The organism is Ruegeria sp. D7, assembly GCF_056534355.1.
Map to the genome: position 1 here is coordinate 80,251 of NZ_JBQFPG010000010.1, position 14,314 is coordinate 94,564.

14 protein-coding genes are annotated in these 14,314 nt (G+C 59.8%); all 14 read right to left on the minus strand.

Annotated features, from left to right (window positions below):
- Position 1: 1 nt before the first annotated feature.
- The gene (gene nosZ / locus ACRZ9U_RS14645) at positions 2-1,909 is read right to left on the minus strand and encodes a TAT-dependent nitrous-oxide reductase (RefSeq protein WP_170398107.1); all 1,908 of its coding nucleotides are present in this window, start codon (positions 1,907-1,909) and stop codon (positions 2-4) included.
- A 15-nt stretch (positions 1,910-1,924) separates the two neighbouring features.
- Positions 1,925-4,075: a 4Fe-4S binding protein gene (locus ACRZ9U_RS14650; RefSeq protein ID WP_480902268.1), complete on the minus strand. Its 2,151-nt coding sequence runs from the start codon at positions 4,073-4,075 to the stop codon at positions 1,925-1,927.
- A 17-nt stretch (positions 4,076-4,092) separates the two neighbouring features.
- Complete coding sequence (locus ACRZ9U_RS14655) at positions 4,093-4,557, minus strand: DUF2946 family protein (protein ID WP_480902165.1); 465 nt, start codon at positions 4,555-4,557, stop codon at positions 4,093-4,095.
- Positions 4,558-4,659: 102 nt separating this feature from the next.
- Positions 4,660-4,923 carry a hypothetical protein gene (locus ACRZ9U_RS14660; protein ID WP_170408076.1) on the minus strand — a complete coding sequence of 88 codons (264 nt, stop codon included), beginning with the start codon at positions 4,921-4,923 and terminating at the stop codon, positions 4,660-4,662.
- Positions 4,880-6,433 (minus strand): nitrite reductase, encoded by a 1,554-nt coding sequence (locus ACRZ9U_RS14665; RefSeq protein ID WP_170408077.1) that lies wholly within the window; start codon positions 6,431-6,433, stop codon positions 4,880-4,882. The genes ACRZ9U_RS14660 and ACRZ9U_RS14665 overlap by 44 nt, the downstream gene beginning before the upstream one ends.
- Positions 6,408-7,622 (minus strand): heme d1 biosynthesis radical SAM protein NirJ, encoded by a 1,215-nt coding sequence (gene nirJ / locus ACRZ9U_RS14670; protein WP_480887281.1) that lies wholly within the window; start codon positions 7,620-7,622, stop codon positions 6,408-6,410. The genes ACRZ9U_RS14665 and nirJ overlap by 26 nt, the downstream gene beginning before the upstream one ends.
- Before the next feature lie 3 nt (positions 7,623-7,625).
- Positions 7,626-8,108: a siroheme decarboxylase subunit beta gene (gene ahbB / locus ACRZ9U_RS14675; protein WP_170408083.1), complete on the minus strand. Its 483-nt coding sequence runs from the start codon at positions 8,106-8,108 to the stop codon at positions 7,626-7,628.
- A complete protein-coding gene (locus tag ACRZ9U_RS14680; protein ID WP_170408085.1) occupies positions 8,105-8,554 on the minus strand; it encodes an AsnC family transcriptional regulator in 450 nt (149 codons plus the stop codon). The genes ahbB (ACRZ9U_RS14675) and ACRZ9U_RS14680 overlap by 4 nt, the downstream gene beginning before the upstream one ends.
- Positions 8,551-9,540 carry a siroheme decarboxylase subunit beta gene (ahbB, locus tag ACRZ9U_RS14685; RefSeq protein WP_170408088.1) on the minus strand — a complete coding sequence of 330 codons (990 nt, stop codon included), beginning with the start codon at positions 9,538-9,540 and terminating at the stop codon, positions 8,551-8,553. Before ahbB (ACRZ9U_RS14685) ends, ACRZ9U_RS14680 begins: the two co-directional genes overlap by 4 nt.
- Position 9,541: 1 nt before the next feature.
- Entirely contained in the window at positions 9,542-10,687 is a 1,146-nt protein-coding gene (locus tag ACRZ9U_RS14690) for a cytochrome D1 domain-containing protein (protein WP_170408090.1), read from the minus strand.
- Positions 10,684-11,055 carry a c-type cytochrome gene (locus ACRZ9U_RS14695; RefSeq protein WP_480454391.1) on the minus strand — a complete coding sequence of 124 codons (372 nt, stop codon included), beginning with the start codon at positions 11,053-11,055 and terminating at the stop codon, positions 10,684-10,686. Before ACRZ9U_RS14695 ends, ACRZ9U_RS14690 begins: the two co-directional genes overlap by 4 nt.
- Positions 11,048-11,809, minus strand: a complete 762-nt coding sequence (gene cobA / locus ACRZ9U_RS14700; protein ID WP_170408092.1) for a uroporphyrinogen-III C-methyltransferase — start codon at positions 11,807-11,809, stop codon at positions 11,048-11,050. The genes ACRZ9U_RS14695 and cobA overlap by 8 nt, the downstream gene beginning before the upstream one ends.
- A gap of 189 nt (positions 11,810-11,998) precedes the next feature.
- The gene (locus ACRZ9U_RS14705) at positions 11,999-12,400 is read right to left on the minus strand and encodes a plastocyanin/azurin family copper-binding protein (RefSeq protein ID WP_170408094.1); all 402 of its coding nucleotides are present in this window, start codon (positions 12,398-12,400) and stop codon (positions 11,999-12,001) included.
- 54 nt (positions 12,401-12,454) lie between these two features.
- Positions 12,455-14,239 (minus strand): NapC/NirT family cytochrome c, encoded by a 1,785-nt coding sequence (locus ACRZ9U_RS14710; protein WP_170408096.1) that lies wholly within the window; start codon positions 14,237-14,239, stop codon positions 12,455-12,457.
- Between the last annotated feature and the right edge of the window lie 75 nt (positions 14,240-14,314).

Here is a 14,314-nt window from a genome sequence, read left to right on the forward strand (position 1 = left end):
GTTATGCGCTCCGCGGCTCAACGAACATCCGGCCGCGCATCTCCATATGCAGCGCGTGGCAGAACCACTGGCAATAGAACCAATGCACGCCCGGACGGTCGGCAATGAAGGTGACCGACGCGGTGGCTTGCGGCGCAACCTCCATCGCGATGCCGAAGTTCGACAGACACAACCCGTGGGTCACGTCATCCACGTCATCCAGGTTGGTGACATACAACGTTACCTCGTCACCCTGTTTGACGGTGAACTTCTCAAGGCTGAACACCGGCGCGGTCGAGGTCATGTAGACCCGCACCTTGTTGCCATCGCGGATCGGCTCCTCGGCACCCTCTTCCAGATCTACACCATCAGCCTCGGCCTGTTTGCGGGCATCTTCCCACATCGGGTCGTTGCGATCCCAGACATTGACCGGGTTCACTTTGGACCGGTGCACGAGGATCGAGTCATGCGGTTCCGCAAAGGTCGGCCCGTCATGGACCACCTTCATCTTATCACCCGAGATATCGATCAACTGCTCGTTTTCCGGCTTCAGCGGCCCGACGTTCAGGAAGCGGTCTTTCGAGAACTTGTTCATCGAAATCAGCCACTTGCCATCAGCCTCAGCCGTTTCGCCCATCGAGGTCGAATTGTGGCCCGGCTGATAATGCACATCCACTTTGTCGAGGATCGGATCAACATCCGCACCACCGTAGGCTTCGATGGCCTTGGCGATGTCCCACTTCACCACCTGGCTGTCCAGGAACAGGGTGGTGTAGGCGTTGCCTTTGCCATCAAACGCGGTGTGAAGCGGGCCAAGACCCAGCTGCGGTTCCGCCACGATGGCCGAGCGTGGATCGGCATTGTCGGCAAACAGCGCATCGACCTTTTCCACATCGATCACGGATACGGTCGGGGACAGCTTGCCGTTGATCATGATGTGTTTCTTGTCGGGTGCTGCGTTCACTCCGTGCGGCGAGTTCGGGATCGGGATGTAACGGGTCAGGTTACCGCCCGCCTCTTTGCGCCCGTCCACGACCTTGACGCCGTTCAGCTCCTGATAGTTGCCAGCAGCAATCGCGTCTTCGATGCCTTTCAGGTTGAACACGACCACGTGGTCCAGCTCATTCTCGGTCATCTCGGCCAGGTTCATACCCATTTCCGAGTTATACGAGGTCGAGAATGCGTATTTGCCCTGATAGTCGCAGTCAGTGTTGTCGAGGTTGCCCGACACCATCACCTGCCATGCGATCTCCATAGTATCACCGTCGATGGCGGTGAAGATGTTCACGTATTGCGACGGATCGTCGAGGATTTCGCCATCATTGACCAGCGGTGCCTCGTGTTCGCCATTGGCGAAGATATAGCCGGTGCGCGGGTATTTCTGCGGACGCAGACCGTGGATGTCATGCGCGTTCGGGATTTCGATGATCTTGTCGCATTTCATCACGTCGCAACGGATGCGCGCGACGCGTGTGTTGGCCTTGTCATTCATGAACAGATAGCGGCCATCATAGGTGCCATCGGTGAAGGACATGTGCGGGTGGTGCAGGTCGCCATTGTCATAGGTGACTTTGCCATTGGCGGCCAGGTACTGCTTGGTCTCGGGCAGCAGCCCTTCGGTCAGGATCTTCAGCGACTCGTTGGTCTGGCCCCAGCCGGTGGCCGAGCAGCGGTTGAATACCGGAATGCGCATCAACTCGCGCATCGACGGCACGCCGAGGATACGCACCTCGCCGGTCTGACCCGAGGACCAGAAGCCGTAATATTCGTCCAACTCGCCGGGCTCCAGCGCGGCATTGGCGGCGGCGCTGGCCTCTTTCGCGGTCATCAGGGTGCTGCCCAGACCGGTTCCGGCCAACACGGCGCCGGTTGCAGATGCACCCAGCAGTCCGCGGCGTGTGACGTTCAGTTTCTTATCGTGTTCCGACATGATCGTTCCTCCTTTTTAGGAAACGGTTTGCGGTTTGGCGTTCGGATGGTTCGCCGGTGGTTGTCCGAGGGGGGTTTTCGGTTGAACCGACCCTGTCTTGGCCCGCCGTTTCAACTGGCGGATAACGACGGGACATTTGTCCTCGGACTGGTAGAGCACCTGACAATGCAGGCAGGTGACGCACTCGTTCGGATTGATCTCACCGGTGGGGTGGATCGCCTGAACGGGGCATTCGTTGGCGCAGGTCTGACAGGGGGTGCCGCAATCCTTGTAGCGGCGCAGCCAGTCGAACATGCGGATACGGGCAGGGATCGCCAGCGCACCACCCAAGGGGCAGAGATAGCGGCAATAGAACCGTTCGATGAACAGCCCGATCCCCAGCAGGGTCAGCGCAAAGACTACGAAGGGCCAGTCGCGCATGAATTTCAGAATGATCGCGGTCTTGAACGGCTCGACCTCGGCATAGGTCTCAGCCAGCGGGATCGAGACAAAACTGATCCCGAACAACACGAGGAAGATCATGTATTTCGCAGGCCAGAGCCGCTCATTCAGGCCCCAGGGCAGTGTCCACTGCGGCACCTTGAAGGCCCGCGCGATCTTGTTGGTCAGTTCCTGCAGCGCGCCGAACGGGCACAGCCAGCCGCAATAAGCACCCCGACCCCAGAACAGCAGCGCGGCAGCGACAGCGAACCATTGGATGAAGACCAACGGGTCCAGCAAGAAGGCATCCCAGGAGAATCCCGTGCGCAAGCTGCCTGCCAGCGCCATCAGGTTCACCACGCTCAGCTGCGCATTGGCGTACCAGCCGATGAAGAACAGCGTCATGGTCAGGTATCCGATGCGGAACCAATAGAAGACGCGGGCGTTCATGGTGGCGTGGAACTGGAAGAAGAATGTCGCCGTCAGCACCAAAAGCATGACGCCCAGCACCCCGATCTCAACCGTGCGATCCTTCCAGATGCGTTTCCAAAGCGCGGCCTTGGCTGCTGCCTCGCCGGTGGCGTCATCGACGACTACAGGGGCCGTAACGGGCAGCAGATACTGCTCGGGCAGTTTGTAGCCCAGATCGAAGGTCAGAAAGGTCTTCTCAACCGCGCCCACAGCCCGCTGCGCCAACAGTTGCAGGCGGAAGGGCTCGGCCGGATCAAACTCGGCCTCAGCGGGGATCTTGAAGATGTCCAACTCGGTAAAGGTGGGCGCATCCGCTGCCGCAACCTTGCCCAACCGGCGCTGTTGCTTGTCAAAGAACCGGACCGAATTGTCGCCCTGGATCAGCTGTATCCGGTCAAAGATACCGCCCCGGACATAGCCCGAGCCCTTGAAGCTGTAGGCCCCACGCCCCAGCACCAGAATGGCCTGCTCGCCTTCGTCCAGCCAGTCGACCATGTTTTGATATTCGGCCTCACCCAGCAGCGACTTGCCGATCGACGGCACGGATACCAACGCCATATGCATATCAATATAGGTGTCATCGGGTTCGCCGGGTTCAGGGCGTTTGATGGCGCGCTGATCTCCGGTGGCTTCGAACGCAGCGTTGACCTGCCCGATATCCAGCGTTAGTCGCCGGACCGAGCCGTCGCCGGACAGGGTGGTCCAGTCGTATACCGCATCCTGCGCCAGATCGACTTCGCGTTTCGGCCCATCGGCCTGCAGCGGAGACAAACCGCCCAACCCCAGCGCCCGCGCCACCTTGATGCCACCGCGCACAAGACTGTCATCAATCACCATGATCGTGACGGTGGCCCCCGAGATGATATCGAGGTCATGCCCCTCACCGCCGGTTTCAGCCTCAACCTTCAAGTCCAGACCGGCATAGCCTTCGGTCAGCTCAACCATGCGCGCGTTGGGGATGCCAATCAGAACGATGGGCTCCGAGTGTTTGACCAGTTGCACACCGGTTAGCACCGCTTGATCATCGATGGCGGCGACCACATGGATCGGTTTGCCGGAATAGCCGGTGGTGCCAACGAAGTCAGAGGTTAGGAAGGCCCAGGCAACGGTCTCGCCGGCCTTCAGAACGGGTGCAACCGGAACGTCATCGCGGACCGGCCCAATGGCATCAGCACCGGGGGCCAGATCGGCGGGTTCAATCTCGGGCAGGAAGCTGGCGAGGCTGTCGGCATTGGCACTGATCGCCATCAGGCAGGACAGGGCAAGGGCCAGCATTATGTGGATTGCGCGACTTACGACCACGGCGCACCTCCGATACTTAGGGTGGACACCATGGTCGCGCGCAGGGCGCGTTCAGCAGTTTCTTGGGTCGGGCGCGGAGGTCCCCGGGTTTCGGGCCACAGCATATGCGACTTGTACAACATGGAAGATTTGCTGTTCTGAAGCTGTACAACACGGAAGTTTCCGATTTGCGGTACCTGCACCAGCTCGGGTGCAGGCGCTGCACTGGTGACAGCGCACAGCGCGCAATCGGCGCATTTTGGGCAGTACGCGGTCGGGTCTTCGGTATCCTCCTCAAGATCAACTTCAACCCAGACCGCGCCGCCTTCCGAGCAGATCTCCATCCAGACACTTTCACCGGGACTCGCCAGCGCCGGTCCAAAGGTCTGCAACAACAGAAGGAATATGCCTGCCAACCCACATGCCGCGCGAGTTGCGCGTACAGGGAGATTGTGCAGAGGGATCAGGGCAGGCATGGAGTCTCCGACTCGGAAAGCTATGCCTTTGGGGTATTGGATTCTACCGAGTCGCGACTTGACTTAGGTTAGGTGAAGCAAATTTCTGATTTTCTTTTTAAATCAATCGTCTGCCTCATCCATCAGGCCACGCACCCAGCGCCCTGCCAGCCATGAGGCGGGCACGCCCAAGGGGATGGACCATAAGATCGCAGGTACTGGTTCAATGGCACCAAACCCCGCGCTGTGCAGGATCAGTCCAGCCAGAAACAGGTTGATGGCCACGGTCAGAGCCGTGGCTGGGTAAAGCAGGATGGCCAGCTTCCAGACCGGCCATTCGCCTTCAGTGGCTGGTGCCTTCCGAGAAGGTGATTTTGTTCCAGACATTGTACTTCCCAGACGGTTTGCGCATCGGCAGGCGGCGGACCTCTTCCAGCGTTTGCGCGTCATAGACGATCACCGCGCCGTCATCTTCCCAGATCGAAACCAGCGCGTGACTGCCATCCTTGGTGAATTCTACATGCGCCACGGTTTTGCCCGGCGCGGGGCGCAAAGTTTTCACGATTTCAAGGCTTTGCTTGTCGATCACGTGCATGGCATCCTTGTTCGGGCCAAAGAACACATCGGCCCAGACGTAAGGCGAGTTCTCATGGCTGCGCATGAAAAATCCTGGCCCTTCGGTTTTGATCCGCTTGACGGTTTCCCATGTTCCCATGTCGATCACCGAGACCGTGCCATCGGTCAGATGCGGCGTAGCCATCACGGTGGTGTCGCCTTGCTGCCAGGTGATCCCCGAACCTAAGTGAGGCATACCCGGCAGGTCCAGATCTGCGATCTTATGACCGATCACCAGATCAATCACCTGCCCGCCCTTGCCATCACGCGAGGCGCCCATAACGTATTCATAACTTTGATCGAAAAAGAAATCGTCCAGATAATCAGGCGTGGTGATCTTGCGCACGGGGAACGGGTCGGGGTTCTTGAACTGCCCCTCGATGCGGAAATCGTGGCCTATACCGGATTGCGGCGGGTTGGCCCCGTAGAACACCTCCCAAATCTCGGGGACATCCTTCAGCGCCAGAACAAAGCTTTCGCGCGGCGGTGCCTGATAAACGGCGGAAACACGGCTGGGAACGCCCTTTTTGCTTTTGACTTCAATGACTTTCGCGACCGACAAGTCCTCTGTCGACAGCAGGGTCAGCGAGTTCGGTAAATAGTTCGCTACCGCCACCCATTTGCCGTCACCCGACATGGCGATGTTGCGGCTGTTTAACCCCGCGCGCACGCGGCCCACCTGTTTCAGCGCCCAGATATCATATTTCTGCACCCAGCCATCGCGCGACATGATGAAGACATAGCGCCCATCGGGGCTGAACTTCGGCCCACCATGCACGGCGAACGGGGTTTCGAACCGATCCAGAACCTCGAACGTATCGCCGTCCAGCACGCTGACATGATGATCGCCTGTTTCCACCACCAGCGTGATGTTCATCGGGTCGCTGTCCCAGACAGGCGCGTCAACCGATACGTACTCATCATCCAGAGTCCGGCTGGCCATGATATCGGCCTCGCCCCATTCGGGATCGGTCTCCAGCGGAGATTTCAACCATCCCGCCAGTTCCTCGATCTGCAACGCGTCCAACTCGTGCGAAAACGCAGGCATCTGGGTGGCCGTACGCCCTTCGGCAATCACCGCCGCCACGCGTGGCCCACGCATCCGTTTCAACGTCTCGGGGATCAGCGCCGGACCGACCCCACCCAGACGGTTTTCGCCATGACATGAGGCACAGAATTCAGCATAATCCGAAGGTGCATCAGCCCAAGCTGCGCCGGTCAGCAGCAGCGAGCAGAATGTGCCGATTTTCAAGGTGTCAAAAGAATTGATGCGCCGGATCATGGCTTTTCCCTCGGAACGGCGTGACCTGCAGACGCTCGCCTGCGCCCTGCACGCCGATTTCTTCGTTTGATAGATAGCAGGCCGGGTCCTCGGCCCACGGGTCGCCGGTCAGTTGCAGAGCACGGATGCGGGTGTTGCCGCCGCAGACATCCTTTAACTGACAGGCCCCGCAACGCCCCTTCAAAGGACGCGGACGGGTACGCAGCATCGCCAGCATCGGGTCATCGCTGGTCCACAGCTCGGAAAACGGTTTGGTCTTCACATTGCCGACCGTGTAATCGGACCAATAGGTGTCGGGATGCACGCGGCCCAGATTGTCGATATTGGCCACGCCCAGCCCGCTGGAGTTTCCACCCCACGCCGCCAGATGCTCTCGCACATGCGCTGCCTTATCGTCGTCGAAATGCGCCCGGACCCAGTTCAGGAAATACCCGGCATCGGCATCGTTATTGCCAGTCACGATATCCAGCGAACGACCGCCCGAGACGGCTTCCCACGCACGTTCCAACAACAAATCCAAACCCTTACGGGTGCGCAAATGCTCGGCATCCTCGCCTCGGTTCTTGTCACCGCGCCCGGCATAGACGAGGTGAGACAGGTAGAACTTGTCGACACCCTCGTCGTCGCACAGTTGCAGCAGGTCAGGCAGGTGGTGCTGTGTGCCCTCGGTCAGGCAGAAACGCAGACCCACTTTGATGCCGCGCTTCTTACATTCGCGAACACCGCGCAGGGCGTCGGCAAAGGCCCCTTCGACGCCCCGGAACCAGTCGTTTGTGGCCCCGATCCCGTCCAGCGAAATGCCGACATAGTTGAAGCCCACGTCGGCGATCATGTCGGCGGTTTCGTCGTAAATCCGCGTACCGTTGGTCGACAGTGCCAGCATCGGCACCAGATCGCGGGCGCGTTTGGCGATGTCGAAGAAATCGAACCGGTCCAGCGGTTCCCCACCCGAGAGGATCAGGGCCGGGATGCGGAATTGGCCCAGATCCTCAAGGGTTACCATGGCTTGCTCGTGACTGAGCTCACCGGGGAACGCGACATCTGCTGAAACGGTGTAACAGTGGCGGCATTTCAGATTGCAGCGCCGCGTCAGGTTCCAGATTACTACCGGCTTCACCGGGCCGGGACGGCGTCTGCGCACCGGTGTCGGTTTGACGAGCTGCTGCATGTATTCGGTCAGGCGGAACATGTCTCAGCCTTTCTTTTTCAACCGCAGCCCTGTCTTCTTCAGGATGCGCGTGGAATAGAGGATGTCCTTGGCCCGGCAGGCACCACCCAAAATTGCGGTGATCTCGGCGCGTTTTTCCTCGACCTCGTCCCGGTCAGAACCGTGGACCATGGCGAACAGGTTATATGGCCAATCGGGCAGGGCGCGGGGACGTTCGTAGCAGTGGGTGACAAAGGGCAGCCCCCCGATCTGAGTGCCCAATTCCGCAATCTGGCTGTCGTCTACATCCCAAACAGTCATCCCGTTTGCCGTCATCCCCAGCTTGTAGTGGTTCGGAGCGGCGGCGATGCGGCGGATAACACCATGGGATTTCAGCTCTGCCAGACGATACAAAAGGGCATCCTCGTCCAACCCAAGCGTTTCGGCAACGGCTGCGTAAGGCGCAGGCACAAGCGGCAGACCGCTTTGCAGCGCTTCGATAATCTCTCTATCCTGAACGTCGATCATGCTGCCACCCGGAAGCCGATGAAAAATTCCTGTAGTTTGGGGAAACGGAGAACTTCGATCTCCGTTTCCCGTTCGATCGCATCAGCGGCGGCTTCGATCCCCTCAGGCGTTTCGGTGGCCAGCACGAACCACATGTTCAGCCGGTGCGTACGCTCATAATTATGGGCAACCTCGGCGTGCGCATTGACTTTGGTCAGGACGGTATCGAATTCATCCTCTGGCACTGCCATGGCGCACAGGCAGAACGCTCCACCCATTGCAGCGGCGTCGATAAACGGGCCGAAACGTGTGATGATCCGCTGCTCTTTCATTCGTGCGAGACGGGTTAGGAGTTCGTCTTCGGCAATCCCAAGTTCCTTGGCTACACTGGCAAAGGGATGCGCGGTCAGCGGCAGGTCATCCTGCATCCGGTTCAGGATTGCGCGGTCGGTTGCGTCCATAATCATGCTGCGGCCTCTTTCGGTTGGATCAACGCGCCGGTCTGTTTGAAACAACGGGTCGAGAACAGCACTTTGTTCCGTGCGCCTGCCAGTTCGGGCAGAGCGGCGGCTGCGGCCAGAACCTCCATCGCTTCGGGGCGCGAGCGTGCATGGATCATGGAATAGAGGCGATAGGGCCAGACATCCTTGACCGGGTTGCGCTCATAGCACAGCGTCACGCCGGGATAGGCCGCCAGCGCCGGTCCAGCCGTGTCCACCTGTTCGGGCGGCATGTCCCAAACAACCATCGCATTGGCTGACCAGCCGAGCGCCCGGTGGCGCACGATAACCCCGAGACGAGAGATTATACCTGCTGTTTGCAGCGCTTCGATACGCCCCATTACGTCGGAATCATCTCTGCCCAGCGTTTGTGCCAATGCGGCATAAGGAATCTCAGTCAGGGTCAGGCCCGAGCTGAGCGCCTGCAGCAACTCGCGATCTCCGGTCTGCATGGCTGAGCGATCCACCTTACGAAGGCCAGGAACATTGCGTGTTTTTCCCGACATACGAAAGCCCAAATCGACGTTGAATGGACGTACGAGGCGCAGGTCCAGAACCCGCAGTCCGGAACGCTGCGATATCCGTGCAAGGGTGTCATCGACATGGGTGCGATCCGGGCCGGTTGCGACGAACCAGAGGTTCCAGTCATCCTCCCGCTGGTAGTTGTGGTTCACGCCCGGTTCGGCGTCGATCAGGGCTGCAATCTCTTCCAACCGATGTTCGGGGGCCGCAACAGCGGCCAAGGTGCTGGCCGAAACCGCGCCCGGAGCGATGGTGGCACCCACGCGTGTAATCCGCCCGGTGGCCTGCATGCGAGTAAGGCGATCAATCACCTCGGCTTCGTCCAGCCCTAGCAAAGACGCCAACACCTGAAACGGACGCTCTGTTATCGGAAAGTCGCGCTGAAACTCGTCCAGCAAACGGCGGTCGATGGGATCGGTGATGTGTTGCATGTCAAAGCCCCATTCTGTGCGCCCGAGCGGTGAAGAAAATGCCGGATGGGCTGTCGGCGTCGATCTCGCGCAGTTTTTCAAACGTTTGCGTGTCGTAGACCATTACTTTGTTGGCGTCGCGCACGCTGATCCAGACCTCATGCCCTCGCGGAGTGAACTCCATATGCAGTACGGCAGGGCCGGGTTTGAATTCGTGAATGATCTCCTTGGTCACAGAATCAATAACCTGAATGGTGTCGTTCAGAGGGTGGGCAAAGTTCACCCAAACCTGCCGCCCGTCAGGACGGGCCATGGCAAAGACCGGCTGACCATGGGTCTGCGTACGTCCGGTTTCGGTCAGAGTGTCGGCGTCGATCCACAGCACCTCGTGATGGCCGACGGCGGGCAGCACAAATTCGCGCCCGGTCAGCGCCCAGCCTTCGAGGTGAGGCATCTTGTAGACCGGCATCTCCTCTTGCCCGCGCCCATAGTTGGGCAGCACGCGGATGGGTTCGGGCGTCTCGGCCCAAAGGTCCAGCGCGGTCAGGCCATCCTCGCCAAACAAGCCGGTGATATAGGTGCGGCCATTTGCGGTGATCAGCGCGTCGTAAGGATTCTTGCCCATGTCGGGGATCTTGGTGATCGCGGGTGCGCCGTTGGAGAAATCAGCAATCCAGGTCTCGCCCGTGTCCCACATGGTAAAAACAAACCGGCGGCCGGGTGCATCGACCAATCCGATGGTTTTGCTGTCGGTAGGAATGTCCGCGACCATCTCTAGCGTGTCCGCATCGAAGACGCGCACACCGCCAGGTTCATAATTCGATACAGCGACCAGCTCGCCGTCATCCGAAATGGCACCGCCAATGGCGTTGCCCGCCTGCACGACCCGGTTCACGATCTGGCGGGTGACGATATCCACCTTAGTCAGGCCGCCGTCTCGTCCAAATACATAGGCAAAGCGTTCATCGGGTGAATAGACCAGCGAGGCATGGGACAGATCGCCCAGACCTTCGATCCGCGCCAGCGCTGCGCGGTCGGATTGGTCCACCAGAAGAACCGAGCCCTTGGCGCGTTCGATCACAAGTCCTAGGTCGCCGGTCGCCGTGGGTTCAGCCTGGGCGGTGGTCATCATAAGGGTGGCGGCGAGGGTAAGGATGAGCTGTTTCATTGTGCCTCCTGTGCCAGCAGGTAACGGGCGATCCATTCGGCCTCTTCTTCGCTGATCAAGGGCCGCCATGGGGGCATCGCGGTGTCGGGGATGCCGTCGAGGATCACGCCGGTCAGTACCTCGGCATCGTAGTGTTCCAGTGTTTTGGACCGCAGATCGGGGCCGAGGCCGCCTTTCAGCGATAACCCATGGCATGAGCCGCAATCCTGATGGACAAGGCGTTTCAGTGCGTTGGGGTCAAGCGTGTCAGCAGCGAAGGCCGTGGTGGCAACAAGCACTGCGGAAGTGAGAACAGCACGTGCTGCCCATCCTTTGCGTCCTCTCACAGCCGGTTGCTGTGCCGGCCTTCCGGAACCGAACTTAGCCATGCGCCTGCTCCAAAAGGTCGGCCACAGGCCGTTCTGCATAAAGTGAAACTACCTTGCCGATGATGAACAGCGTGGGCGCCTTTAGCCCGGCCTTGCGCACATCAGCGGCCAGCCGATCCAGCCGGGATACCATCCGGCGCTCATCAGGTGTGGTCGCTTTGCCAACCGCCAAAACCGGAGTTGAGCCGGGCAGGTTCTCGGTCATCAGTCCCATGGCGATCTGGCCGATATTGGCGACGCCCATATAGACGACTAAGGTCGAGTCCGGGTCGGCCAGACGTTTCCAATCCAGATCCAGCACCTTGTCGGCCTGTCGGTGCCCGGTGACATATTGCACCGATGTCGCCAACCCGCGATGGGTCAGCGGCACACCTGTCGAACAGGATGCCCCCTGCGCTGCGGTAATGCCCGGCGCGTATTCGACTGGGATGCCGTTTGCCATCAGGTGCGCGGCCTCTTCCGAGCCGCGTCCGAAGATCATCGGATCGCCGCCCTTAAGGCGAGCAACGGTGTGACCGGCGCTGGCTTCCTCGACGAGGATTTCGTTGATGCGATCCTGCGGCACGGTATGACACTTGGGGGCCTTCCCAACCGGGATCAGCCGTGCGCCATCAGCGTGCAGATTGAGGATATCGGCCGAGACCAGACGGTCATAGACCACCACGTCCGCCTCTTGCAGCATCCGCAGCGCGCGCAGGGTCATCAGTTCGGGGTCACCGGGGCCTGCGCCAATCAGAAAAACCTTACCGCTCATGTGCAAACTCGCTTGGTCTGAATGTCTTCGGAGCCCGGAATTCCTGCGCGATCAGGGGACGTTGCTGGGTGAGCCGGGCGTGTCATGCGGCCAGACTGGCGTAATCGGAAAGGAACCTCCTTGACTAAAGTTAAGGAGCGCGGGAATTGCCCCGCGCTCCTTTCGGCTTGCCTGTATGATTGCCTCGGCTCAGGGTTCGACGGTGATCATGCCGATCATGTTCTGTGTCTCCCAATGTGGGCCACACAGATAGTCCTGCGGACCCGGGGTGAGGAAGGTCAGGTCAACCGTCTCCTCAGGAAACAAACGATCGCTTTCGGGCTCGCTGCCGTCTTTCAGTAGGACCGAGTGACTGGTGCGCTTATCGACATTCACCCAGCGCACGGTTGTGCCCGGTTTCACGGTTAGCTCGGCTGGGCAGAACGTGTATTTGTACATCAGCACCACATCGGCATCCTCAACGGCGGAGGAGGGCTGACCGAACAGCTCGACATAGCGCTCTTCGGCTTCGGCACACAGCGCGGCGGTGTCCTCTGCCCATGCGGGCGCGGCCAGAAGCAGCAGCGCAGGGAGAAGGTGTTGGGGTTTCATTGTCCAAGTCTCCTCTTTTAAGCGGAAGGGGCCGGATTGCCCGGCCCCTCTTCCTTATTGTTTGACGACGTTGATGAAGGCATTGTCGTCGTCCAATGCCAGGCTGGTATCCAGCGTCACGTGGTGGAACCGTGCGGCGGCAAAGTCATCGTGGATGGCAAAGCCCACCGTATAGGTCTGACCGGCCTCCAGCGGCACGTCACCAGCTGCGCCCGAGTTCAATGGGCGCGTGAAGACCACGGTCCACATACCTGCATCAAGGCTGGCCGAGGCGGCGATCTCACCGTCATTGACCACGCGCTGTTCCAGCAGATAGCCGTTGGTGGCGCTGCCGTCCGCGTAGACGCGCATCAGATCCAGATAGGTGCCATCGGCCAGATACTGCTCGATCTGATCGGCGGCCTGCAGCTTGTCCCAGCCACCCAGCGCCTTACCGCGGCGGCCTTTGATCTCGACCTCGGTGCGGCTTTCGCTGATGTATTTGGTCACAGTGTCCTGCGTGCTCAGCCAACCCGAGACATCGCCGTTTGCGGCAATCGCATCGGCACCCGGATCAAAGGGCATATAGGAGTTGTCCGCGTGGCACGAGGCCCAGCAGCCGACCTGATCGCCCAGCTCAATCCCAGTGCCGGTGATCATCATGGCCACCTTGATCTGGTTGTCCGGGTCCATCTTGCCGCCATCGACAAAGGGGGCGGGGTTGTGGCCCGCATCCGGCCATTGCAGACGGATATACAGGGTCTCATCATCATGCGCGGCTTGAACGGTGGCGTCTATCACGCCGCGTTTGCCCGGGATCGGGGTTGGTTCCAGATCCCCACCGGCCACGATCTTGTTGCCGATCGCGTCCAGTTCGGCAGCGTGACAGGTGGTGCACTTGTCTCCGCCCTTGGTCAAAGGACGTGCTCCGCCGTGGGATCTGCCGTTCTGAACCCATTCAAACGAGGCCTGACCGGGATAGAACAGTTTCATATCTGCACCGGGGACTGCGGCCCAATCGATATTTGTGCCAACATCGCTGCCGCCACCTGCCGGGGCTGCGGCATCTTCGCCAGAAGCTTTGGCACGCTCTTCCGCGACGGCTGCGTCAACCGCTGCTGCGATCTGGGCCTGTACGGCCTCTTGCTGGGCTACACGCGCGGCTTTCTCAGCCTCGGCATCGGCAGCTTCCTTGGCTTCGATGCGTTCGAGACTTGCCAGGTATTCGGCCGGGATTTCGCGAATGAAATCTGGGTTCGGCGCTTCAAGCTTTTCCAGATACTCTTCGTCGGCCCGGTCGCGGGCGTCCGAGTGCGCAATCCCCTTGTGGCAGTCAATACAGGTCTGACCGACGGTCATCGCGTTTAGGTGCTGCTGACGGGCGCGGGGTTTCTGGAACTCGGGCATCATCGACTCGAAGTCATGGCAGTTGCGGCACTCGCGCGAGTCCGTGGATTTCATCCGCTCCCATTCGTTCATAGCCAGATGTACGCGCTTGGCTTCAAACTTTTCGCGCGTGTTTATGGTGCCGACCACCTTGCCATACAGTTCTTTGGACGCCTTGATCTTGCGGATGATCTTGTGAGTCCAATCCTTGGGCACGTGACAGTCGGAACAGACCGCGCCTACGCCCGAACGGTTCACGTCGTGGATTGTGCCGGTGTATTCTTCGTAAACGAAATCTCGCATCTCGTGGCACGAAACGCAGAATTCCTTGGTGTTGGTAGCTTCCATAGCGGTGTTGAACCCGCCCCAGAAGATGATGCCGGCGGCAAAGGCCGCAGCGATCCCGGCCACGGGCATTCCCCACAGGAAATACCGGCGCCAGATTGGTTTTTTCTTTTCCGGTTCGGAGGTCATATCCGGTCTCCGTTTTGGCTTCTTTTTCTGGCCCTGGATGTCAGGCCTGTGGATTTGGCTGATGAGTCAAACGAG

Coding starts and splice junctions, on each gene's coding strand:
- nosZ (WP_170398107.1), bottom strand. CDS start 1,909: ATGTCGGAACACGATAAGAAACTGAACGTCACACGCCGCGGACTGCTG.
- ACRZ9U_RS14650 (WP_480902268.1), bottom strand. CDS start 4,075: ATGCTGGCCCTTGCCCTGTCCTGCCTGATGGCGATCAGTGCCAATGCC.
- ACRZ9U_RS14655 (WP_480902165.1), bottom strand. CDS start 4,557: ATGCCTGCCCTGATCCCTCTGCACAATCTCCCTGTACGCGCAACTCGC.
- ACRZ9U_RS14660 (WP_170408076.1), bottom strand. CDS start 4,923: ATGTCTGGAACAAAATCACCTTCTCGGAAGGCACCAGCCACTGAAGGC.
- ACRZ9U_RS14665 (WP_170408077.1), bottom strand. CDS start 6,433: ATGATCCGGCGCATCAATTCTTTTGACACCTTGAAAATCGGCACATTC.
- nirJ (WP_480887281.1), bottom strand. CDS start 7,622: ATGTTCCGCCTGACCGAATACATGCAGCAGCTCGTCAAACCGACACCG.
- ahbB (WP_170408083.1), bottom strand. CDS start 8,108: ATGATCGACGTTCAGGATAGAGAGATTATCGAAGCGCTGCAAAGCGGT.
- ACRZ9U_RS14680 (WP_170408085.1), bottom strand. CDS start 8,554: ATGATTATGGACGCAACCGACCGCGCAATCCTGAACCGGATGCAGGAT.
- ahbB (WP_170408088.1), bottom strand. CDS start 9,540: ATGCAACACATCACCGATCCCATCGACCGCCGTTTGCTGGACGAGTTT.
- ACRZ9U_RS14690 (WP_170408090.1), bottom strand. CDS start 10,687: ATGAAACAGCTCATCCTTACCCTCGCCGCCACCCTTATGATGACCACC.
- ACRZ9U_RS14695 (WP_480454391.1), bottom strand. CDS start 11,055: ATGGCTAAGTTCGGTTCCGGAAGGCCGGCACAGCAACCGGCTGTGAGA.
- cobA (WP_170408092.1), bottom strand. CDS start 11,809: ATGAGCGGTAAGGTTTTTCTGATTGGCGCAGGCCCCGGTGACCCCGAA.
- ACRZ9U_RS14705 (WP_170408094.1), bottom strand. CDS start 12,400: ATGAAACCCCAACACCTTCTCCCTGCGCTGCTGCTTCTGGCCGCGCCC.
- ACRZ9U_RS14710 (WP_170408096.1), bottom strand. CDS start 14,239: ATGACCTCCGAACCGGAAAAGAAAAAACCAATCTGGCGCCGGTATTTC.